Consider the following 24,243-nt stretch of genomic DNA (forward strand, 5'->3'; position numbering starts at 1 on the left):
CTTGATACACTTTAAAATTTCACTACGCTATGCTTCTTCATTGCTCCTGCTATATTCAGTTCTACCGTATTTAAAAAATAAATGTTTAACGATGACTTACAAAGGTTATCGTTTTATATAGCAAGTTACAAATTAAAGGAGGCACACTAAAATGAATTTAATGCGTGCAAAAGATATTAAAGATGATCCGGTTATGCAGGATGTCGTATATAACGGAAAATACGTGTATATTGAGGATGTAAACGACGAAACACAAAAGGCGTTAATCCGTTATACGAAGGAATCTAACGATACATTCGAAGTAGATGTGACACAATTAACTGAAGAAGAATAACAGGAGGCAGAACATGGAACCAACAGAAATGCAAAAAGGATCAACACCTAGACAGAAGCAAATGAAACAACCAGGAATTGAATCCGAAATGGTCCCATTACCACATCAGCCTACCGAATATCAGGGTTCTAACAAACTTACAGGTAAATCGGCACTGATCACTGGTGGTGATAGCGGGATCGGCAGAGCTGTTGCTATTGTCTATGCCAAAGAAGGTGCAAATGTTGCTATCTCTTATTTGGATGAGCATCAGGATGCAGAAGAAACGAAAGAATTGGTCGAAGCAGAAGGTGTTGAATGTATTCTCTTGCCAGGAGATATTAAGGATCCAGACCAATGTGAAAGGTTAATAAAACAAACCATTCACGCATTCGGCAGCATCAACATTTTAGTAAACAATGCAGCAGTGCAATACATTCGGGAAGATATTGAGGATATTTCTAATGAACAGTTTGAAGAAGTATTCCAAACCAATTTCTTTTCCCAATTCTATTTAACAAAGGCTGCCGTTCCTCACATGCAAGCAGGTGATAGTATAATTAATACGTCTTCTATTAATGCTTATCGAGGAAATGGTATTTTAATGGATTACTCCGCTACGAAAGGGGCGATTACAGCCTTTACCAGAAGTATTGCTCAAAGCCTTGCCAAAAGAGACATCCGCGCAAATTCCGTAGCGCCTGGCCCTGTGTGGACACCGTTAATCCCTGCGTCTTTCGATGAAGATGGCGTAGAGAATTTTGGACAGGATGGACTGATCCAGCGACCTGGACAGCCTTCTGAGCACGCTTGGCCATATGTTATGCTTGCCTCTGATCAAGCTTCCTATATGACGGGACAAGCCATTCATATTAATGGAGGAACATGGACTTCTTCCTAACAAGCAACTGCAATCCGTTTTTTGAGACAAAAGAGTATTATCCCCCTATTATATAAGAGAAACCGGGCATGATTCGCCCGGTTTTTTTACTAGTAAAATAATATACAGCCGCGATTCGCGAGTGTCGAGTTTTTTCTTATACTTGGTACATACAAACCTTTCACAACGTCGTGCTTGTTCATTACTAAAAATTTATACTTTACAGCTATATAAGAAAAACCGGCCATAAACCACCCGGTCCTAGTTGACTTCATTAATAAACAACTTCCTATAATATGGATTATGTCAGCCACTTTATGCTTAGTGGTAATTTTGAAATGATTTATGTGCTGGGATACCGCTCCGTCCAACCACTCCGCGTCCTGCGGGGCACGGCTGAAGCTAGGCTACTACTAGAATTGCTTCTCTGCTGCCTTGCACCGAGGAAGCCTACTTCGAAGCGTTACTAGTAGACACAGGTGCAGACGTTGTGGATCTTCAGCGCCTGCCTGTCCCGCGGGAGTCTCCGTGGTTGGCCTACGCTAGGATATGGGCTCTACAACTTTTGTAAGAGATAGCATATTGATCACTGTATATATAACAGCAATTGAATGAATAACATAATACCTAGAACCACTGCTTTTAGCTGTTCCATATGTTGTAGCACTTCCATTAAGCGTAGGAAATAGGCGGAGACTCCCGTGGAATCAGCGCGAGCTGAAGATCCACTTCATTTGTGCCTGCGTCTGCAAGTACCGCTTCGAAGGGAGCTTCCCCGGCACAAGGCAGCATAGAAGTAGTTCAAGTAGTAGCCTAGCTGAAGCCGTGCCCACAGGACGCGGAGCCTATTTCCGGAGCTTTGCAACGCAGATAAAATATTTCAATATGACCGTTTTGCCATATAGCATTAGTTGACATAATCCATATTATAGGAACCTATCTTCCTATTCAGCATGATTACTTCTACGACTGTACGTATATACTTTCTTTGCTTATAAAGAAAGCCTACCAGATGGCAGGCTTTCCTATTCATGGTTGGCTTCAGTCATGATGGCTTATAAAATTCCTAATAATTCTTGTAAGAATGTTACTAATCCTTCTAGCAATCCGCCTACCATTATTGCACCACCTTTATCTAGTATTACAATAATGATTATCTATTATTACCAGATAAATTTCCATTTAATTGTTAAACTATATAACATTCACCTTCATTACATCTTTTAGCAAGACTATCATCTACCATTCTATTTCAATCGTTTTCGCTTCTGCTACTTTTTGGTCCTGCTGATCAAATACGGCACTGGTACTGAAATGAAATTGATCGATCTGCTCTGAATCTTCCAGGATAAATCCAATGTTTCCCGAACGGCTTTGAGAACCCTCCAGTGAATCATTTAAGCCCTCGAGATAAATGTCTTTCTCCCAGCTTACTTTCTCACCTTGATCCGTTTCTAAAAGAGCCACTGGCGCGAATTTCCTTTTTTCCTTTGCTGTATTGTTTATCTCTACAAACATCTTCACATAATCAAATGTTTTTTCATGTGTTAATACGTGAAAATAATCGATCAAACTTTCATCTGGTTCAAGATGGATCAGCTTCACATCATGAATAGTCAATTCCATATCCCCTATCTTGTACGTTTGATTGATTTGTTTCATCCTCTTTAATGTAACCTTTCCCTTTTCATCTGTAATCGATTGACCCGATTCCTGCAATAATCGATCATCAGGAACCTGTGGATTGGCCACATAATCTGCCATATATTCGGGTACTTCGTTTGTATTTGCTTCAGCTGATTGATTCTCGTTTTGACAACCTGTCAATAACATTATTAAAATGACAATTCCATAAAAATATTTCATCATAGTCTCCTTCACAAAAGGCGTTAAAGCCCTACATACCAATTCAAACTGGTATGTAAGGCTTCATAACGATTAGTGATCTTTATGCCCTTTTCGTTCATCCAGCAGATCAAAAATAATAGTCGCATTATCGGTATTATCAATCTGGCCGATAAATTGATCAGAACCTGGTCCATAGGCATAGACTGGTACATCCTCACCAGTATGACCACCCGTAGTCCAGCCTGTGTTGGTGCGTGTATTAAATATTGCTTCAATTGCGTTATCAATATCTGTTAATTCATTAGATTCTGCAGCAGCTTTGACAGACTCTACTTCTTCATTGGAAAGATCTAAATCAATATACTGAGATAACGTTTCTTCCACACTTGCTCCATTGACAATTTGCTCAGCCATAAAATCCGGAGTACGTTTTGCAGCTGAAATCGGCTCGCTGAACCAATTGTAGTCACCATTCGCACCAATGGAAAACCCGCCAGTTGAGTGATCAGCCGTCGCAACGACAAGGGTATTTTTATCCTTTTTGGCAAATTCAATCGCAGCAGCAAAGACAGCTTCGAAGTCCTCCATCTCACTCATTGCACCGACAATATCATTATCATGGCCAGCCCAATCAATCTGACTGCCTTCCACCATTAAGAAAAATCCATCTTTATTTTCATTTAACCGATCAATAGCCGAAAGCGTCATATCTTTTAGCGACGGTATTTCTTCCGTTCGATCGAGCATCTTCGGCATACCTCTATCAGCAAATAAGCCAAGCACCTGTTCATTATCATCTGATAACAATGCTTCTTTATCTGTTACATAGCTATAACCGTCCTGCGAAAATTCGTCTGTCAGGTTTCGATCTGATCGTTCAAATAAATCTTTTCCTCCACCTAATAATACATCAATTTTATGCTCGCCATTAATTAGTTCATCATAGTAATCATCTGCAATATCATTCATATTATGTCGACTTTCATCATGAGACCCGAAAGCTGCTGGTGTAGCATGTGTGATTTCTGATGTAGCCACTAGTCCAGTAGATTTCCCTTGTTCCTTAGCGGTTTCGAGGACCGTCTTCACCTCTGTACCATCATTATCGACAGCAATTGCATTATTATAGGTCTTCACGCCCGCTGCCATTGCTGTCGCAGCAGCTGCCGAATCGGTAATATTCTCTTCAGTATCTTCCGGGTATGTCATTTGTTGACCAACCAGGTATGGATCATAAGCAGTCGCGTCAGTTACTGCTGTGTCCTCGGAATCTTTTAAATAGCGATAAGCTGAAGTGTAGGATACCCCCATCCCATCACCGACCAGAAAAATCACATTCTCTACTTTGTCCTTTTTGTTATCATTCCAATCATCCCAGTCATTCCAATTGTTCCAACCTTTCGCTTCTACCATTGCAGTCGAGGTTGATAGACTACCGATAACAATACCTGCTATAGCGGTGGCAGAGAGTAGTTTCTTTACATTCATGCTATTCCTCCTCGTAAATGTGATATAGTTCTATTCTATTAAATGTTGTTTAACTAGATTTAAATTTGAAGTTACGAACTTGTAAAATTTTCTAGCTAAAAAGTTGATGGGTCATTTGACTCTTTTACTATTTATTTACAATATAACTGTCCATAAAGCGACATTTATATCGATGTGTTATTGAGGAATCTCACTTAACTGCTACTATTTCTTCAAAATCATCATTATTTCTTCTATTTTGAAGAGCGCCTTTAATTACGGCTACTTTAACTACTACTTAAAATAGCTCGCGCTGCCACGTGCGAAGACTATGCATATTTTTTACACTTAAACATCTTGAGCATAATCACTTCTGCATCTTTGCAGATGGAAGTATATGCATAAGAAAAACCGGTCATAAACCACCCGGTCCTACTTGACTTAATTAATAAACAATTTCCTATAATATGGATTATGTCAACAAAGACTGTATTGCCAAATGGTCATTTTGATATCGTTTATCTGCTTAGCAAAGCTCCGGAAATAGGCTCCGCGTCCTGTGGGCACGGCTTCAGCTAACTTGGTAAAGAAAATTCTTTTCTTTACCAAGTTAGCTGAAGCTCGCGCTGATTCCACGGGAGTCTCCGCATATTTCCTACGCTTAAGGGAAGTGCTACAACGCATGGAACAGCAAAAAGCAGTGGTTCTAGGCATTTTTCAATAACTATTATTTATGCATACGATCAATATGCTAGCTCTACCAAAAATTGTAGAATCCCCATTCTAGCGTAGGCCAACCACGGAGACTCCCGCGGGACAGGCAGGCGCTGAAGATCCACTTTGTGAAGCGCTCTTCTTCACAAAGTTAGCTTCAGCCGTGCCCCGCAGGACGCGGAGTGGTTGGCCGAAGCGGCATCCCAGCACATTAAATATCTCAATATGGATACTTGGCTAGGAATGGCTAGTTAACATAATCCATATTATAGGAACTCAACTTCATGTTCAATATGATTACTGCTGTGACTGCACTTTTATGCTTTCTTGTCTGATATAAAAAGGATCATAGGCAGTTAATACCTATGATCCCGGGGGAGCGTTAGTTATTTTGTTGTACCAGATATTTATCTTGCAGCTTCTGGCGCATTTCCTTAGAAATACCTAGTCCTTCTTCTAAGTATTGATCGAAGGAACCATAAAGTCGATTAATCTCGTCAAAATATGCTTCAATATATATTCTTTTTGCTGCCACCATCGCCGTTCCAGTTTCCTTAAGTTTTTCTTTCATGGCATCTTCCAGTTCTGCGGGTATACTACCTTTTGTTATACTTTTTAATTGTTCTATTGCTTCGTTTGTCTTTTCATAGTCTTCTAAAATAACTGCTTCTGACACGCCTAATGTTTTTAAAATTAATGCACTTCCTACCCCAGTGCGATCTTTACCAGCCGTACAATGAATAATGATTGGACCTGAATTATCATCTAATAATAGATGTAATAGATCACGCCACACATCTTTTTGTTCCACCATCGTGCGATTTAGATCTACCATCATTTGTTCCCCTTGATTTTGTTGCACAAGTTTCATATAGTGTTCCATTTGTTGCTTAGGATCAAGAATCTTTTCATTCTCTGGTATTACCGGCATATGGATATGTTCTGCATGTTCAATGATAGGGTCAGGGTTTTCACTAATTTCATTGTTACTGCGAAAATCACATATTTTCCAGATATTTAATTGTTTTAATTGCTGCAACCCCGCACCCGTTAATTTGGAAAGATCACCTGAGCGGAAGAAGATGCTCTCAACAACGGTACGGCCGTCTTCTGTTTGATAACCTCCCATATCGCGAAAATTAATAGCTCCTTCAATTGTTAATTTTTTCTTTTCAACTAGTGGTAGTTTCACTTCTGTCAAATTCTCACTCCTAACTCGATTATGGTTCATTTTATTTTCACAATTTTCCATTATGTCACTCATTGTGTTCAAGTTGTATACAAGTAAAATTATAAGCTCTTATTGTGAAGTTACTATAAACAGGACGTTAAGATAATGTAAAATTCATTTTTTACATAATACTATTGAACAAGAGTAAAAAGCATTATACTATTAAACCTAATATAACATATAAGAGGAGTTTACGAATTATGACTTCATTATCTGAACTTGCTTACGAAAAAATAAAACAGAAAATCGTAGAAGGAGCATATTTACCCGGCGATATGCTTTCCGAAAATCAATTAGCAAAAGAATTAGGAATGAGCCGGACACCAATCCGTTCAGCGATTTCTAAATTGGAGGAACAGGGAATATTCACTTCATTTAAAAACAAAGGAATACTAGTAAAAGAACTAGCAAGAAAAGACATGCTGGAAATGTTGGAATTAATATATGCAATGGTTGTATACACATTCGAAACAAGGAATCCGGATGATTTATATGTCGATACAGAAGCCCTGCAGCATCACCTTCAGATCCAAAAGCAAGCAAAAGCTGATAATGATTATACGTTGTATGTCATACATTCGCAGCTTTTTATTCAAACCCTTATTGAAGCTGCTAATAATAGTGCGATGGTGCAACTCATTGCTAAGAATCATGAAACATCTTATCTTGTCGGCGTCATAAACTATAACCTTAACCCGCAGCAAAGTCACTACTCTGCCGTCAAGGTTAATGAACAATTATATGAAGCGGTAATTCATCAACAATTCGATAAAATCAAGTCGATTCTGATTAATCACCACGCCAGCGTTCGATTACGATCATTTAACGAACGACGTATTTAGTATAACTGACTATATCCTCCATATCATGAGTATTTAAAAAATGCATGCATCTAACAGTTTAGTAGAAATATTAAAAGGATCCATGCGCCAGGACATTGCTTCGGTCAACTATTCCTCGTCCTGCGGGGCACGGCTAAATCCGTTCCCCACAAGACGAGGAGCATATTTTCGGATTTTTGCTACGCATGTATTGACTATTAAAATAACTACATTGACACACAGCTCCATCTTACCTAACCCGTATTATTACATTCCACTTTTAAGGTTTCATTACAGTTTCATAACAGTTTATTAAACGTTCATTATCAATGATTAAATTTACTGAAATGGTGGTATGTATCAATAAAGCTATTCATAGAATGATGTAGCACAAACATCATTTACTAAATACCAAACCAAAAATCGCTTACATCATTCTCCATTTATTTAGGCATTAATAAATTCCATAAATATTAATGCAATAAGGGCGTGATGCGATAAACAGGCTACATCACTCGCAACTTGCTCGCAGAAGCTCCGTTAAAGGACAAAGGAGGTTTTTGTTGTGAAATGTAAGAACTGTAATGGTCAAGGATTGAAGCGTTGTCCGGATTGTTCAGGAGAAGGGTTTGACTACGGTGTTCACAAATGTGAAACATGTAGCGGTGAAGGTGAGTTTGCTTGTTCAAACTGTCAAGGTAGTGGAAAAGTAAGTTTGTTAAATAAACTGAAGTCGTAAATGTTTTTTATAAAAAGAGAAAATTCTGTCACACACTGCCCTAAATAACATACTGTTTAACGGACCAAATCACCTATGATTTGGTCTTTACTTTGTTATGGGTAATACCGTATTCCTTCCTTAAGCTAACCATAAGTTCAAGGCTGCTTCCATCTTAATAAGAAAAACCAGGTTAAACCCGCCCGGTCTTAACTACCAATATAATATACAACTACCTATAAAATGGATTATGTTAAGTGGAATTGTATTCCAAAATGGTCATTTTGATATAGATTATCTGCTTAGCAAAGCTCCGGAAATAGGCTCCGCGTCCTGTGGGCACGGCTTCAGCTAATTTAGGAAAGAAAATTCTTTTCTTTCCTAAATGGATCTTCAGCTCGCGCTGATTCCACGGGAGTCTCCGCCTATTTCCTACGCTTGAGGGAAGTGCTACAACTTATGTAACAGCAAAAAGCAGTCGTGCTAGGCAATGTATTTCATCAATTAAGGTGTAAATCTTGCAGCTAATACTTCATATCCTAGCTGTCGCATAAATTGTGGAGCTATACATCAGCGTAGGCCAACCACGTAGACTCCCGCGGGACAGGCAGGCGCTGAAGATCCACTTTGTGAAGCGATCTTTCTTCACAAAGTTAGCTTCAGCCGTGCCCCGCAGGACGCGAAGTGGTTGGCCGGAGCGTCATCCCAGCACATGAAACATTTCAAAATTACCGTACCGCTAAGCAGCTAGTTAACATAATCCATATTATAGGAACTCAACTTCATGCTTGACTGATTAGATACACTTGCCTAGCGTAAGACAAAAAACGTTTGAATTTACAATCCAAACGCTTTTTGTTTATCTTATTCTATTTTTGTTTTTTACACGACCTCACGATTCCAATGTCTATGGGCAGCAATAGCCTCCATAAACTGTTTAGTGAAATCTGTACAGTAAGATTCTAATACAACTCCGTCACTATCTTTCATATCATCTACTTTCAGTAATTCTTCACCAATGTTCAAGGCACCAACTGGCTTGAGGTGGGAATACGCTTCATGTACAAACAATGCTGCCTGCTTATAAAATGCTTTATTTTCCTTGTCTCCACCAGCAACTAGTACTGCATCAAACAAGACGGAATCTGCCGTGAGGAATGTGTGATCCATTTCGTACGCAATATTGTCAGTTCCTTGCATTGTGCCTAATTGGTTACTAATAAATTCCACCTGAATGTTATTCATCTTAAGGTCATTTATTACTTCTTGTACTTCTTTTCCTTTAAAGCCCTCTCCAACAATAACACCGACTTTTCGGGTAGAAACCGAATGTACTGTATTTTGTTGACTTAGAGCAGGGGAAGATTTCGTAACATTTATTTCTTTTTCCTCAGGAATTTGGGCACCAATCGCTTTGGCCACTTGTTGCGCTAAGTCTGTACTGACATTAGCATACATATCAACGACTTGCTGCTGGATAAATTTGCTTTCTACTTTGCCCAATTCGAAACTGAAGGCATTGATTAAATGCTGTTTCTCAGCAGCACTCATACTGTTCCAGAAAAGCGTAGCCTGTGTGAAATGATCCTCAAAGCTTTCACTACGGGCACGAATCTTATGACCATCTACTTTCTCCTGATAATGCTTATAGCCACCCTCTTCTTCCGTTGAAGTCTCTGGCGTGTTGTCTGCCATTGAGTTATTATGGTAGCTGACAGGTCCGCGATTGATCGTATGTCTGCCATAACCATCACGCTGATTGTTATGGAACGGACAAACCGGTCGATTAATCGGCAGTTCATGGAAATTTGGTCCGCCTAGACGAATCAATTGCGTATCCGTATAAGAAAACAGTCGTCCTTGTAATAATGGATCATTCGTGAAATCGATACCGGGTACAACATGTCCCGGGTGGAAGGCCACTTGTTCTGTCTCAGCGAATACATTCTCCACATTTTGATTCAAGGTCATTTTACCAATCAACTGCACCGGTACTTCTTCCTCTGGCCATAGCTTTGTCGGGTCTAGTACATCAAAATCAAATTTAAATTCATCTTCTTCCTCTATCATCTGCACACCAAGTTCATATTCAGGATAATCTCCGTTTTCGATAGATTCCCATAAGTCTCTGCGGTGAAAATCCGGGTCTTTCCCGTTAATTTTTTGTGCCTCATCCCATACCACTGAATGAGTACCGAGAACTGGCTTCCAGTGAAACTTCACAAAATGAGATTTACCCTCAGCATTCACAAAGCGGAAAGTATGGACACCAAATCCCTCCATCATTCGGAAACTTCGTGGAATAGCCCGATCTGACATCGTCCACATAACCATATGTGCAGACTCCTGATTATTAGCGACAAAATCCCAGAACGTATCATGGGCAGAAGCAGCTTGCGGAATACCATTGTGCGGCTCCGGCTTTACTGCATGGATCAAGTCAGGGAACTTCATCGCATCTTGAATAAAGAATACCGGAATATTATTACCAACCAGATCATAATTTCCTTCATCAGTATAGAATTTAGTCGCAAAGCCGCGAGCATCACGCGCTAATTCTCCAGATCCTTTGCTGCCTGCTACTGTAGAAAAACGAACGAAGACAGGAGTTGTCTTATTTGGGTCTTGTAAAAAGTCAGCTTTCGTAAAATCTTTCATTGATTCATATACTTGAAACTCGCCATGAGCGGCAAAGCCACGAGCATGTACAATTCGCTCAGGAATTCGTTCATGGTCAAAGTGTGTCATCTTCTCTCTAAAATGAAAATCTTCCATTAAGGTAGGTCCACGTTTACCTGCTTTCAGCGAAAATTCATCTTCATGTACTTTCACACCTTGATTGGTGGTCATCTTCTTCTTGCGGTCATCGGTCGTATATTGTTCTAATTGCTCTTTTTTGCTGTTATTATGTGTCAACGTCTATTCCTCCTTATGGAAAGTTTATATTATTTACCTCAGAAAACGTTTCCCATTCACATCGATGTTAAAACGTAAAATTTTACAAACTTGGACACTCCTCCTGTTAGAAACGGCCTGATCGAAATATCGAATAAATCAGCCAGGCAAACATGAGCATCGCTATCACAAAACCAATTTCAATTGCCGGAATATCCCACAATAAAGAAGTCTTTCTTCCTAACGCAGAACCAATAATCAGTCCCACCATAATTAAACTGAAGGAAAGCAGAACAATACTAAAAGATAAACGGTTACTGACACGATCGAGCTTAGAGAAAAAAGATTTCGCTTCCGGAACGGAAATCTCGATCGGCATTTTACGCTGTTTCACTATATTGGCCAACTCTTGAACGATTTGCGGCATATCATGAACAACCTCGCCGTATTCTTGCATTTGATCAATTATTTCTTCCGCGATTTGCTTCGGGTGGTATCTTTCTTTCAATAATTCTTTGCCAAATGGCTCAGCGGCATCCATGATGCTCAGTTCTGGGTCGAGTTGTTCTAGAATCCCTTCCAGTGACAATAACGTTTTGCCAATCATCGTTAAGTCTGTCGGGATACGGATTTTATGTTTATTAGCAACCGTTAATAAATCCGTAACAGATTCCCCTAAACTAATTTCACTTAAAGGTACGCCATAGTATTTAATATTAAACTGTTCAATATCCCCTTTTAATTCATGGGAGTTGACCTGTTCAGGCACGGCACCCATTTTTTTGATGGCACGTATCATATCATCTGAATCTTGCTTGATCAAAGCAATAACAAGTGAGGCTAAATGTTTCTTCATTTCCGGTGAAAGTCGTCCCACCATACCAAAGTCGAAGAATCCAATGCGATTACCTGGCAAGGCTGTCAAATTACCACTGTGAGGATCTGCATGAAAGAATCCGTCTTTGAAGATTTGGTGAAAGACTGCTTCGACAAGATGTTCGGCTAATTGTTCAGGGTGGTATCCTTCTTTCTTCAAATGCTCAACATTATTCATTTTACTGCCTTCGATATACTCCATCGTCAGAACTTTCTCTGTAGTAAACTGCCAATACACCTTCGGAATAATGATGTTTGAGTTATCTTTAAACTGTTGACCCATTAGATCAGCATTTCTTCCATCACTGACAAAATCTAATTCTGCCTTTATTGATTTAGAGAATTCTTCTACCATATCGATGAGCTGGTAACGGGACGCCCATGCCAGTCTTTTTTCAGCTCGTTCCGCTAATTCATGCAAAATCTCCAGGTCCGTATGTATATTCTTTTCAATATCAGGACGTTGTACTTTAATGGCGACACGTTCACCTGATTGCAAAACAGCCTGATGTACTTGACCAATCGATGCGACACCAATAGGTTCCGGATCAATTTCCATAAAAATTTTCTTTACCGGCTCCTCTAGTTCCCTTTGCAACACGGCTTCTACTTCATTAAAGGGAATAGGGTGCAACTGGTCTTGTAAAAACTCTAATTCCTCGACAATATCTTTCGGTATGATGTCTGGTCTCGTGCTGAGCATTTGCCCCATTTTGACGAAAGTCGGACCCAATTCCTCTAAAAAAGACCGTATTCGTTGCCCAGTCGTCTTACCTTGCTGTTCATTCTGGTCACGATTGACAAAGACTCGGCGTGGCAATGTGAATAACTGATCAAGACCTAATCCCTTCACAATATAGCCGAATCCATTTCGTGAAAAAGCGACAGCAATTTCACGGTAGCGTTGCAAATGGCGCATTCGTTTACGAAAAATAAATATCCCCCCTTTATCTACACTTTCCTTTTGAATTATTCCTCTTCTAATTCACGCACTCTGTTCTCCAATTGGATGATTCGTTGTTCTAATTCTGTTACTTCCTCTTTCTTCACCACTTCTAATTCCGTTAACCATCGTTTAAGTTGTTGTTTGATTTTCTCGTCTGCCTGCTGTTTACTTTCTTCCCCTTTTTGCTTCCATTGGGCAAAAACATGGTCCGATTCTTCCCTTGTGATCTCTCCTTTTTTCAGCAATTCCTTGACTACTTTCTCCGCCTGCTCTTTACTCGAAGCAGCCATACCTAATCCTAATGTAATACCTTTTGAAAAAGCATCCTTCATCCGTTCTCCTCCTCAATCATCCATCTTTGTATAGCACTCTACCCCGAATTCCAGTCAAAAAAACAACACGAGAATAATCCCGTGTTGTTTCAGCTTCCTCTATATACTTGATAACTCCATGGTGAAATAATTAATGGTATGTGATAGTGTTCGGCTGTGTTATGAATATAAAACCGGACAGGAATGGTTTCTAGAAAAGGTGGTGCTTGCTGATCAGACTGGGATTGCCGAAAATAAGCCCCTGTATAAAAACAAAATTCATAATGGCCTGCTTCCAATTCCTCGGTCATCAGCAACGGCTGATCAACACGTCCATCCTGATTGGTCACAACCGATTTAAGCAATACACGCTGCTCCCCTTTCCAAAGGTAAAGATCGATCTCTATACCGTTACCTGGTTTACCATTCGCTACGTCTAAAATATGAGTTGTTAACGCCATGTTAATGAAGCTCCTCTACACTATTTTCTCTTCCAACCGCAACCGTGCTATTTGATAGATCTCTGTTAATGCTCGATCAAATTCCAGTGCCGGGTCTAGAGCAATCCGGTCACACATTAAATGAAATATATCATCTTTTGTCTTCCCTTTCACCGATACAATAAAAGGGAAAGCAAATTTTGACTTGTATTGATTATTAAGTGCCTGGAATTCCTTAAATTCCTTCTCATCCAATTGATTCAATCCTGCACCTGTTTGCTCATGAACGGAATGTAAGCTCATTTCGATCCGGTCCCCGAGGTCAGGATGAGATCTGATTAATTCCAGTTTTTCTTCTTTTGTTGACTCCCTCACTACATCTACCATCCGCTGATGCAGATCATGCACCGAACTGTACGGTCTGGCATCGACGGCTTTTTTTGCTATCCAAGGGGAATGTTCAAAAATAGATCCCAATGCCTCCACAAACGAATCATTATCCATTGCATTCAACTCTTCTAAATTCATGACCATACCCCCTAAAATCTTTATCATATCAAGGTATTCTGAATGACATCAACGTGAACTTCTTCCTTGATAAACGTTATATATATTGTAATAGGGTAAAACGTACAAGTCATTGTGTAACTTCTCTAATTATCCTTCTATTTTTTGGCATATTCCATAACATTTAAATGCCTAACACTTTCTTAATACGTAACGCAAGTCTTATTTGCAGGCTTGTTTCAGGATCACTAAGACTCCTTCCTAATAATTCTTCACATTTTTCCAAACGATAAACTACCGTATTTCGATGAACAAACAGACGTTTTGCAGTCTCTGAAATCTGACAGTGCGCCTCCAAATAGACGAATATGGTATGCAGTAAGGTATCGTCTTCTTGATCGGTAACTAGCGGGTGCAGCACATTATCATAGAATTCAAGCAAATCTTCTTTTGGCATGCTTCGAATCAGTTCTAATACATCCTTTGTCTTATAACTTTGAATAAACCCTTTTTTTCCTGACAGTCTGCCTGTTTCAAGGGCATCCATTGCCTCCTTAAAGCTATCCCTCACATGCAGGAAATCACGGACAAGGTTGCCGACACCGAATGATAAAATCTGATCAAACCGCAGTTCAACTTTCTCCTGAATCATTTCCAAGGAAGAAATAATTTCAAGATCATAATCCGTTTTACCAAATAAAAAGATACACGTATCCCCTCGCGTAAATAAGTGGGTTGATAAAGACAGACTGACTAACTCCTCTTCCATATATTGATAGATTTCATCCATCTCTAATTGATTCTGTGTATAACTGCCAAACATCCTGTCCATGCCTTCCATTTTTCCAGTGGCACAAATATAATGTTTGCTCGTATCAATCGAAAACTCTTTGGCACGATTCATAATTTCTTCATCAGAAGTAAACATGCCTTCTGTAAAATTATAAAAAAATTCATTCTTCACTCTGCGTGAATACTGTGTTAAGGCATTTTCTTTCATTAACGCAAATGAAATAACATTCGTCGCCTGCTCAATCGTCAGCATGGTCGCATGATCACTAGGAAATATCTCTCCACGTATTAATAGATAGCCCGCTTTTTTGTTATGGGTATAGACCATAAAAACAGAGTATGTTTGCTGGTCATGTACAGTCGAGAAACTAAAGAAACTGGCATCCGGGAATGACGCTACAATATCCTTTACGTACAAATTTTCTACTATCGTGTTCGCCTGTCGATTATAGATAGATGCTGCGATTGGTTTCGAATACTGATCAAGTAGAATCACAGGAAAATTCACCATATTGGACAGACTTATTAATAATTTATCAATGCCCTTTCCGCTCATAATTTGTTCTGAGAATTGCCGGTGTACATCAATGGCTGAAATCAATTCATTTGTCCGTTTATCTAATATTTTACTTAGGATTTGATTAACAATATCACCTAATGAACTTTGCATGGGGATTTCAATAATTGGAAATGAGCACTGTCTCGCCAGTTGAAGGACTTGTTGTGGAATTTCTGACAAAAATCGTTTTGTTTTAATACCAAGTGCTGCACAACCTTGTTCATGCATTTGTTGCACTAGCTCTGCAAGTAATGCTGGCTGATCTTTCAAATGATAAGCAGTCGTTACCAGCAGTTCATTCGGCTTTAAGTATTGGGCTATATCGGGCGCGTCCATCATGTTCACATAAAGAACTTCCCGGTTCAAGCCACTTTCTCCTGCAATAATTGTACAACCCTCCAAGGAAGGTACCTTGATTACGTCTGACACCTGCATGTAAGCCATCTCCTCATCCATCTTGTTATACCACTGATATTACAATGGTTTTAGTCTATTTGCACAAAAGTTGTTAATAAATATGACAATATTGCTAATGAAGAATTGGAATTCTGTTGGTAAACTTATGCTTAACATGAAAGCAATTGTTACACAGAAACCGAGGTGTTGCTCATTGATTACAAAAAAAGAAATAGATGATTACAACATAGAAGATGTAGAAGCATTAGTACAATGGATTTCCTCTTTCGGCATGTCAGATAAAGGGGGCACGAACCGTTTACTGTACTCTCAAGCATGGCAGCATGCACAGCACGCCCTGAAGGAATTGATGGTGACAAATGGACTGATCACCTCTTTCGACAGTGTCGGAAACCTCTTCGGAAAATTAAAAGGAACATCCGATAACCCGAACGTCATTCTAACCGGCTCTCATATCGACACGGTGATCGAAGGCGGAAAATATGATGGAGCCTATGGCATTATCGCCAGTTTTCTCGCTACTCAGATACTTTATCAAAAATATGGTCTGCCCAAAAAATCGATTGAGGTTGTATCTCTTTGTGAAGAAGAAGGCAGCCGTTTCCCACTAACCTTTTGGGGATCTGGCAGTATTACTGGAAAATACAGCCTTACAGACGCTGAGCAGATTACTGATGCAAATGGCGTCTTATTCACATCCGCGATGAAAGAAGCTGGTTTCGACCCGCTTCATTATCAATCACCGCACCGCACAGATATAGACGCGTTCATTGAAATGCATATTGAACAAGGAATTGTATTGGAAGAAAGTAAACAATCACTAGGTATTGTCGATCACATCGTTGGTCAAAGAAGATTCACCGTGCAGATTACCGGCGAGAGTAATCATGCTGGTACAACGCCAATGCCTTTTCGAAAAGATGCATTATGTCTCGCCTCCCGGTATATTCATTACTTAACCGAAACTGCCAAACGTGTCGATCCTGACCTGGTTGTGACGGTAGGTAAATTACAAGTAAAACCAAATGTGCCTAACGTCATTGCAGGAGAAGTGGAATTTTCATTAGATGTCCGCCATTATAACGACAACGTACTCGATCACTTTTGCACAGAGTTTCGATCTTATTTTTCATCGAGCGCGGAAGAGCTTGGCATGACTATAAGGATGGAACCTTGGATGGAAGTAAAACCCGTCGCAATGGATCCGAAGCTGACATTATTATCTAAGAGAACAGCAATAACTAATAATATTTCCTATCGTTCCCTAGCCAGTGGTGCCGGCCATGATGCGCAAGTATTTGGTGAATATTGTCCAACAGCACTATTATTTGTTCCAAGCGAGAAAGGCATCAGCCATTCTCCGAAAGAATTTACTAAAAAAGAAGATTTAGAAAATGGCGTACGAATATTAGTCGATTATTTGTACGAATTAGCCTACGCTTAAGGAGGAGTAATAACATGCAATATACGGACTTATCCACACCGACTCGTACAATCATGACACCTGGCCCTGTCGAAGTAGACCCTCGAGTGCTGCGAGCGATGAGCAACCCGATCGTCGGTCAGTTCGATCCATCATTTACTACGATTATGAATGAAGTGATGGATATGCTTAGAATCCTTTTTCAAACCAAAAATCAGTGGGCTTTTCCTGTTGATGGTACTTCCAGATCTGGTATTGAAGCTGTCTTATGCAGTGTTATCGAACCTGGTGATACGGTATTAGTACCCATTTTTGGCCGTTTTGGCTATTTACTTACCGAAATATGCGAGCGATACGGGGCGAATGTGCATACAATCGAATGCGAATGGGGCACTGTTTTCGAACAAACGACCATCAATCAAAAAATAGACGAGATAAAACCAAAGATAGTGGCAATTGTCCACGGGGAAACATCAACAGGATGCATGCAGCCACTTGACCAGATCGGAAAAACATGCCGTGATCGCGATGCACTGCTGATTGTTGATGCTGTAGCTTCGATCGGCGGGGTCGAGATGAAGGTTGATGAGTGGATGATCGACGCATTAATTGGCGGTACACAGAAATGTATATCAGTCCCTTCCGGATTAGCACCCATCACTTATAACGACCGTGTTGAAGCAGTTATTCAAGCACGAAAGAAAGTCGAACGAGGTATATCAACAGAAGAAGATCACCAATTGGACGAAACGAGAAAACATCCTTACATTAAAAGTAATTATTTCGATATTAGTATGTTACAGGATTATTGGGGACCACGTCGCTTAAACCACCATACTGAGGCGACTTCCATGTTGTATGCCTTAAGAGAAGGCCTGCGTATCATTCTGGAGGAAGGTTTAGATCAACGTTTTCTTAGGCATTTGTATCACGAAAAAGCATTAATAACAGGGCTAGAAGCGATGGGATTATCCTTATTCGGGGATGCCCAATCTAAATTACCAACCGTTACGTGTGTTGAGATTCCCGAAGGTATTGACCCTGAATCCGTACGATCCATGCTGTTGGAACAATTCGGCATTGAAATCGCCAAATCCTTTGGACCGTTAGAAGGAAAAATATGGCGCATCGGTACAATGGGCTACAGCTGCCGCAAGGAAAATATTTTATTTCTACTTGGTGCACTAGAAGCAGTACTCCTGCAACACGGTGCACCAATCCACATTGGAAAAGCAACAGTGGCTGCCCTGGAATATTACACAGAACAAGCTGCTGCAACCGTTCTATCCGTTTGATACAGAAAACGATACAAAAGGTGGAGTGAAGATGAATACGGATTATGATGTCATTCTTAGAAATGGTCAAGTCGTGCTGCCAGACCGTGTAAAAAAACAGGATATTGCGATCAAAGATGGGAAGTTCGTATGCATCGCCGATTCCGTTTCTGGTACAGCAACACAAACAGAAGATCTCCAAGGGAACTATGTATTTCCTGGCGCAATTGATGTACATGTGCATCTAAATGAACCAGGACGAACTGATTGGGAAGGATTCACATCAGGATCCAAAATGCTTGCGGCCGGTGGTATGACTACTTTTTTTGATATGCCACTAAATGGAATTCCCTCGACCACCACTTTAGACGCATTTCGCCAAAAAGACAGCATCGCCAAAGAGAAATCCTTGATCGATTATCGCTTATGGGGTGGGCTTGTTCCAGGAAACATTGATGACTTAGAAGCGTTAGCAGAAGCTGGGGTGATTGGTTATAAAGCCTTCATCTCCGAATCTGGCAACAAAGAGTTTGAAGCTGCCGATGACATGACACTATTAGAAGGAATGAAAGAAATTGCCCGTTTAGGCAAGATTCTGGCATTACATGCAGAGAGCAAAACCATTACTAATTTTCTAGCTTCCGAGAAAGTAACGCAAAATAAACGGACAGCTGATGACTATTTAGCCTCGAGACCGATTATAGCAGAAGTGGAAGCAGTACAGCGTGCTTTGTATTACGCAGAACTAACAGGCTGTCCCCTCCATTTCGTTCATATCAGCAGTGCGCGTGCCGTAGAAAAAATACTGGAAGCTAAACAAAACGGACTTGATGTTACCGTCGAAACCTGTCCACACTATTTATTGTTTTCTCATCAGGATTTACAAACGAAAGGCGCTGTTGCCAAGTGCGCACCACCACTTCGGGAAGAAGAGGAAAGACAGAAATTAATAGCACTGCTGGCAGCAAATAAATTTGATATGATAGCATCTGATCATTCTCCCTCACCATTTTCACTAAAGGATCCAGATAATCATGACCTATTTAGTGCCTGGGGCGGAATCAGTGGTGGACAGTTCACATTATTGGCCATGCTTGAATTAGCGATAGACTATGACCTCCCTTTTCATCGAGTCGCAGCGTGGACGGCAAGTCATCCGGCAGAGCGCTTTAATTTATCAGGTAAAGGTAAAATTGCATTAGGCTATCATGCAGATTTCACAATTATCGATACCAGTATGGAGACGGTTGTAAGCCCTGCTAATTATTTTGCTAAACATACCAACTCCATTTATATGGATCACCATTTCCCTTGCCAAATTAATCAAACGTTCCAAAACGGAAGGATTATCTATGATGCTTCCTCACATAATTTTATGCCTGTAACACCCTAATGTAATCATTGGGGTGTTTTATTTGAATAAGATAATATGGTGACTTTAAAGTGCACACCTAAGAAAACATGATACTTACGTGTGCTACTTTTTATTTTCCTGCATTTTCTCATCAAGACCATAAATAGTATTTTAAGCCTACAAAAAAACAAAAACCACATAAAAAAGTTTTATGTATTATGTTTTAACGAAATTTAACAGGGTAATTAAATAGAACAAAAGTCTTATTCATATTTAACAAAAGGAGAACTGCATGAATAATCATACAACACAATTAGAGATTCGAGATCGATCCATATTTAATGCTATTAATCAAAACCTTGCCATTATTCAATTCGATATTAATCGTAGAGTTGTTAATGTGAACCGTTTATTCCAACTGGCAATGAGGTATAATAGTAGAGAAGAGATGATCGGTAAATATCACGAAGCTTTCTGTTTTCCATCTTTCACAGAAAGCTTAGACTATGAACGTTTTTGGAAAAAGTTAATAATCGGAAAAACACACCAAGATAAAATCAATCGTAAGGATGCACTAGGAAATTCAATTTGGCTAGAAGCTACATATATGCCCGTTTTTCAAGAAGGAAAAGTAGCAAGCGTGCTGAAAGTTGCTACTGACATTACAGAAAGACAGAACACTATTCAGGATTTTGTTAATCGCCTTGAAAAAACTGCCCATCACTTGAATGAACGCGCAGATAACGGACAAGTCAATCAACAGCAGTTACAAGAAATGATAGCTCAAATAGAAATAATTTCTACAAAAAACACAGACACTTTAACAGGACTTCAAGCAGAAACAAAGGAAATACAAGGCGTTGTCCAGACAATCAAAAACATTGCCTCACAAACGAACTTGTTATCCTTGAATGCAGCAATTGAAGCAGCACATGCAGGTGAAAATGGCAAAGGCTTCGCAGTAGTAGCACAAGAAGTTCGTAAGCTTTCCAGTAAAGTTCAACATTCGATAACAGAGGTAAATACTAACGTCCAAAGTATTACGAATGAGATACGTAATATCTCAGAAGGTACACTACAAATTCAAAAGGACTTACAGCAAGGCGTAACACAAATCCAACAGACCTCTGAAGACTATAGACACCTTTCATCTATTTCAGAAACTTTAACAAAGGAAGCTGGCAAATTAAAAACAATCGTGTAGATAACATGAGTAACACGTTCATTCCTGATTATCACCAGTATCATATAATACGGATTAAGCAAAGTGTTCCCATATGACTATGTGGTAATTTTGATTGATTTTATCTGTTAGCAGTGCTTATTCCTCTGTCTTGTGTCAGTGAGGTATCTCGAAACGATACTTGTAGACTGCAAGTATCCACATATTTCCTACGCTATAGCAGAGTGCTACAACGTTTGAAACAGTTAACAACAGTAGTTCTAAAATATATTATTTAATTTTTAAATACGGCTGATTACATTCCACATTCTACTTGACGCATTTGTTGTAAAGCTTTCAGCGAGGGTAGTCCAACCACGTGTACTCCCACAGGACGTGAAGTGGTTGGCAGATGGTTTTATATTACTAACAATATTTCAAAATGATCTCAACACTAGTTTACATATTTCGCATTATAAAAACCAAAGCTTCTTCATATAGAAAAAACAACTACTCATAGAGCAGCTGCTTTTTATGTTTTATTTAAGCATTATTCTTGCCTTCTTTACCGCACGAATAATTCCTCCATATCCAGTACACCGACACAAATTACCGGACAATGCCGTTTTAATCTGTTCATCAGTTGGATCTGGTTCTTGATCTAGCAATGCTTTGGTTGCCAGGATCATACCGGGTGTACAGTAACCGCATTGGAAGCCGCCTTCCTCGAGAAAGGCCTGCTGGATCGGGTGAAGCGACTCCTCCTCCCAAATTCCTTCTATTGTCGAAATGGTTGATCCATCTATTTGATAGGCCATGACGAGGCAGGAGTTTACTAGTTTACTATCTATGATAACGGAACAGGCACCACATCTGCCAATTCCGCATGACAGTTTCGTCCCTGTCTGGTTAAGCTGGTTTCTGATAATATCCGTCAATCGAGCGGTAGCGTCAACCTCTATGGCTACTTGTTTTTGATTCAACGTGAAGCTAACCGTCTCCTTCACGCTCCCTGTCTCTTCTACCGGAATTGCTTTGCTTCGTTCCATGCTCGTTTCCCCCCTGCTGTAATCGCCATTAATACTTCCTCAGAAGATATCGGCAGTTTCTTCGGGAAATAACCAATTGCATCATGGATCGCTTTGGCAATCGCAGGTGCTACGGCAACTGTTCCGATTTCACCGACACCACGTGGTCCGAATGGATCACCTTTTTCCAGATCTTCAATGGCTGTAACCCCCATTGAAAAAGGAACATCTCGTATACCCGGAATAAGGTAGCCGTCCAAATTCTCTGTCATGTATTTCCCTTCTTTCATGACCGCTTCTTCCATCAAAGCGTAACCTAAAGACATGACTCCCCCGCCTTCAATCTGGCCAGTATAGCCTTTCATACTGACAACCGGACCTGCAGCTACTGCCTGATCCAAATCAAGCACTGATACCTTGCCTGTTAACAGATTAATCTCTACTTGGGCAAATGTAGAGGAAAAAGTGTAAAGGTAATGTCCGCCATCCACAGCATCCGGCGTGGTAGGAAAATCGAATTGCGTTGAAACAGCAACAGGTTTGGACACTTCATTCGCAAGCTTTTGATAATCTATCACTCTTTCATAAAGAGGCGTAGACTGAAATACACCACCTGGACCGAGTTCCAAACTCTCTTTCGATAGGCCGGTTAGTGCAACTGCTTGATCGAGCAAAGCATTGCGAAAATCGTTTTTCATCAGATTCACCGCATGCCACACCATACTGGTGCCACGTGAAGCTGTGGTGGAGCCCGATGATGGCACTTTATCGGTATCGCCTATTACAATACGAAAATCTTCGGCTGCAATCCCCAATTCTTCGGTTACAATCGTTTCAATCACATTAATAATACCTTGACCGGCTTCTTCAAATCCGAATGCTATTTCTATTTTTCCATCATCTGCCAATGTTAATTGACCGCCTGAAGGATCGAGTCTGCCATATCCAAGACCACCGCCGTGCATTGATATAGCAACTCCCATGCCTCGCACTTTGAAATCATCGATCTCAGGTATCATGTTCTGGTGATATTGCCTGTGTACATCGATATGCTCTAGCACCTGTGATGCACCATTTGTAGCCACAATCCGATGATCCATCGGTCCTGGATCATCTGTTTTTCTAATATTGATTCTTCTGAATTCGATTGGGTCGACCTGTAATTTCGCCGCTAAACGATCGATTTGTCCTTCGAGTGCAAACGTTACCTGGTTACCTCCAAACCCTCTGAACTCACCCGATACACCATTATTAGTAAAAACAGATATACCTTCGACGGCCACATGTTCAAACCGGTAAGGGCCGGTAGCATGTTCAACAGCAAAATCCAATATAGCCGGGCCTAATGTTGCATAGGCTCCTGTATCTGCCAGAATATCTACTTTGTGCGCCAGCAATTTTCCAGCCTTATCTACTCCAGTTTTCATCGTTATTTTCATCGGGTGCCGTTTAAGACCGGAGATAACGGACTCTTTTCTTGTTTGATGAATTTTCACCGGCAAGCCCGCCTTCAACGCTAACAGGACACCATACGGCTGAATACTCAACTCATCTTTCCCGCCAAAGGAACCACCCATCGGACTTGAGACGATTCTGATTTTTTCTTCTTCGATATTTAATATCCTTGATAATTGAAAACGATCCTTGTAACCGTGCTGTGTGCCGACATATACCGTCACACCACCGTGATCTTCTGGCACGATGACGCCACCTTCTGTTTCCATATACGTATGCATCTGTCTTGGAAGCTGATAGGTTTCTTCCACCACGACTTCACAGTTTGCAAAGCCTTGGTCGATATTGCCTGCGTGATAATTAGCCGTGTGCAATACATTACCATCAGGATGCAGTTGAGGAGCATTATTCACTAATGCTTTTTCCGGGGAGTCTAATACAGGCAGTTCTTCATAGTTTACTTCAATTAAATCGATAGCAGCGGTGGCAATCTCTAACGAATCTGCCGCTACCGCTGCTATTGCATCACCGACATAGCGTACGATATCTTCACATAACACAGGCTGATCAGGCGTCACGATCCCAAACCGGTTTAACCCTGGAACATCTTGATGCGTGATCACTGCTTTAACTCCTGGTAAGCTCTCTGCCTTTTCTGTAGAAATAGATACAATTTTAGCATGCGGGAAACGACTTCTTAATATTTTTCCGTATAGCATATCCGGCCATGTTAAATCTGTTAAATATTTTAATGTTCCAGTGACTTTACCCTTTCCATCTTGTCTGATTCTGTCTCTGTTCTGATACATTCT

At 40.3% G+C, this 24,243-nt stretch carries 19 protein-coding genes; 8 read left to right on the plus strand and 11 right to left on the minus strand.

Features of this window, described 5'->3' with window-relative positions; all coding sequences use genetic code 11:
* Window positions 1-151 precede the first annotated feature (151 nt).
* Together MUN87_RS11240 and MUN87_RS11245 are read left to right on the plus strand one after the other, a co-directional pair.
* Complete coding sequence (locus MUN87_RS11240) at window positions 152-334, plus strand: H-type small acid-soluble spore protein (protein ID WP_244740162.1); 183 nt, start codon at window positions 152-154, stop codon at window positions 332-334.
* 13 nt (window positions 335-347) lie between these two features.
* Entirely contained in the window at window positions 348-1,214 is an 867-nt protein-coding gene (locus MUN87_RS11245; protein ID WP_244740164.1) for an SDR family oxidoreductase, read from the plus strand.
* Between the two features lie 1,218 nt (window positions 1,215-2,432).
* Here the strand turns inward: MUN87_RS11245 and MUN87_RS11250 are convergent.
* The 3 genes from MUN87_RS11250 to MUN87_RS11260 form a co-directional block, all read right to left on the minus strand.
* A complete protein-coding gene (locus MUN87_RS11250; protein ID WP_244740166.1) occupies window positions 2,433-3,062 on the minus strand; it encodes a DUF4352 domain-containing protein in 630 nt (209 codons plus the stop codon).
* Between the two features lie 69 nt (window positions 3,063-3,131).
* Window positions 3,132-4,529 (minus strand): alkaline phosphatase, encoded by a 1,398-nt coding sequence (locus tag MUN87_RS11255; RefSeq protein ID WP_439649624.1) that lies wholly within the window; start codon window positions 4,527-4,529, stop codon window positions 3,132-3,134.
* 1,075 nt (window positions 4,530-5,604) lie between these two features.
* Window positions 5,605-6,414: a tyrosine-protein phosphatase gene (locus tag MUN87_RS11260; RefSeq protein WP_244747957.1), complete on the minus strand. Its 810-nt coding sequence runs from the start codon at window positions 6,412-6,414 to the stop codon at window positions 5,605-5,607.
* Between the two features lie 239 nt (window positions 6,415-6,653).
* Here MUN87_RS11260 and MUN87_RS11265 point away from each other — a divergent pair, with 239 nt between their 5' ends.
* A complete protein-coding gene (locus tag MUN87_RS11265) occupies window positions 6,654-7,295 on the plus strand; it encodes a GntR family transcriptional regulator (RefSeq protein WP_244740167.1) in 642 nt (213 codons plus the stop codon).
* 544 nt (window positions 7,296-7,839) lie between these two features.
* Window positions 7,840-8,013 carry a hypothetical protein gene (locus MUN87_RS11270; protein WP_244740169.1) on the plus strand — a complete coding sequence of 58 codons (174 nt, stop codon included), beginning with the start codon at window positions 7,840-7,842 and terminating at the stop codon, window positions 8,011-8,013.
* Between the two features lie 861 nt (window positions 8,014-8,874).
* On the opposite strand, the gene MUN87_RS11275 is transcribed toward MUN87_RS11270, so the two are convergent.
* The 6 genes from MUN87_RS11275 to MUN87_RS11300 form a co-directional block, all read right to left on the minus strand.
* A complete protein-coding gene (locus tag MUN87_RS11275) occupies window positions 8,875-10,908 on the minus strand; it encodes a catalase (protein ID WP_244740170.1) in 2,034 nt (677 codons plus the stop codon).
* A gap of 106 nt (window positions 10,909-11,014) precedes the next feature.
* Window positions 11,015-12,682, minus strand: a complete 1,668-nt coding sequence (locus MUN87_RS11280) for an ABC1 kinase family protein (protein ID WP_244740172.1) — start codon at window positions 12,680-12,682, stop codon at window positions 11,015-11,017.
* A 50-nt stretch (window positions 12,683-12,732) separates the two neighbouring features.
* A complete protein-coding gene (locus MUN87_RS11285) occupies window positions 12,733-13,041 on the minus strand; it encodes a phasin family protein (RefSeq protein ID WP_244740173.1) in 309 nt (102 codons plus the stop codon).
* A gap of 89 nt (window positions 13,042-13,130) precedes the next feature.
* Window positions 13,131-13,481, minus strand: a complete 351-nt coding sequence (gene uraH / locus MUN87_RS11290; RefSeq protein ID WP_244740175.1) for a hydroxyisourate hydrolase — start codon at window positions 13,479-13,481, stop codon at window positions 13,131-13,133.
* A gap of 15 nt (window positions 13,482-13,496) precedes the next feature.
* Window positions 13,497-13,988, minus strand: a complete 492-nt coding sequence (uraD, locus tag MUN87_RS11295; protein ID WP_244740177.1) for a 2-oxo-4-hydroxy-4-carboxy-5-ureidoimidazoline decarboxylase — start codon at window positions 13,986-13,988, stop codon at window positions 13,497-13,499.
* 163 nt (window positions 13,989-14,151) lie between these two features.
* Window positions 14,152-15,753 carry a PucR family transcriptional regulator gene (locus MUN87_RS11300; RefSeq protein WP_244740178.1) on the minus strand — a complete coding sequence of 534 codons (1,602 nt, stop codon included), beginning with the start codon at window positions 15,751-15,753 and terminating at the stop codon, window positions 14,152-14,154.
* 175 nt (window positions 15,754-15,928) lie between these two features.
* On the opposite strand from MUN87_RS11300, the gene allC reads away from it, so the two are divergent.
* The 4 genes from allC (at window position 15,929) to MUN87_RS11320 (ending at window position 20,990) form a co-directional block, all read left to right on the plus strand.
* Window positions 15,929-17,179, plus strand: coding sequence for an allantoate deiminase (gene allC, locus MUN87_RS11305; protein WP_244740180.1), 1,251 nt, complete (start codon window positions 15,929-15,931; stop codon window positions 17,177-17,179).
* Between the two features lie 14 nt (window positions 17,180-17,193).
* Window positions 17,194-18,453, plus strand: a complete 1,260-nt coding sequence (locus tag MUN87_RS11310) for a pyridoxal-phosphate-dependent aminotransferase family protein (protein ID WP_244740182.1) — start codon at window positions 17,194-17,196, stop codon at window positions 18,451-18,453.
* A 31-nt stretch (window positions 18,454-18,484) separates the two neighbouring features.
* Window positions 18,485-19,825 carry an allantoinase gene (locus MUN87_RS11315; RefSeq protein WP_244740183.1) on the plus strand — a complete coding sequence of 447 codons (1,341 nt, stop codon included), beginning with the start codon at window positions 18,485-18,487 and terminating at the stop codon, window positions 19,823-19,825.
* 253 nt (window positions 19,826-20,078) lie between these two features.
* The gene (locus MUN87_RS11320) at window positions 20,079-20,990 is read left to right on the plus strand and encodes a methyl-accepting chemotaxis protein (RefSeq protein WP_244740185.1); all 912 of its coding nucleotides are present in this window, start codon (window positions 20,079-20,081) and stop codon (window positions 20,988-20,990) included.
* A gap of 497 nt (window positions 20,991-21,487) precedes the next feature.
* On the opposite strand, the gene MUN87_RS11325 is transcribed toward MUN87_RS11320, so the two are convergent.
* Together MUN87_RS11325 and pucD are read right to left on the minus strand one after the other, a co-directional pair.
* Window positions 21,488-21,997, minus strand: coding sequence for a (2Fe-2S)-binding protein (locus MUN87_RS11325; protein ID WP_244740187.1), 510 nt, complete (start codon window positions 21,995-21,997; stop codon window positions 21,488-21,490).
* A complete protein-coding gene (gene pucD, locus MUN87_RS11330; RefSeq protein ID WP_244740188.1) occupies window positions 21,970-24,240 on the minus strand; it encodes a xanthine dehydrogenase subunit D in 2,271 nt (756 codons plus the stop codon). Before pucD ends, MUN87_RS11325 begins: the two co-directional genes overlap by 28 nt.
* Window positions 24,241-24,243 lie beyond the last annotated feature (3 nt).

Source organism: Gracilibacillus salinarum, assembly GCF_022919575.1.
GTDB lineage: Bacteria > Bacillota > Bacilli > Bacillales > Amphibacillaceae > Gracilibacillus > Gracilibacillus salinarum.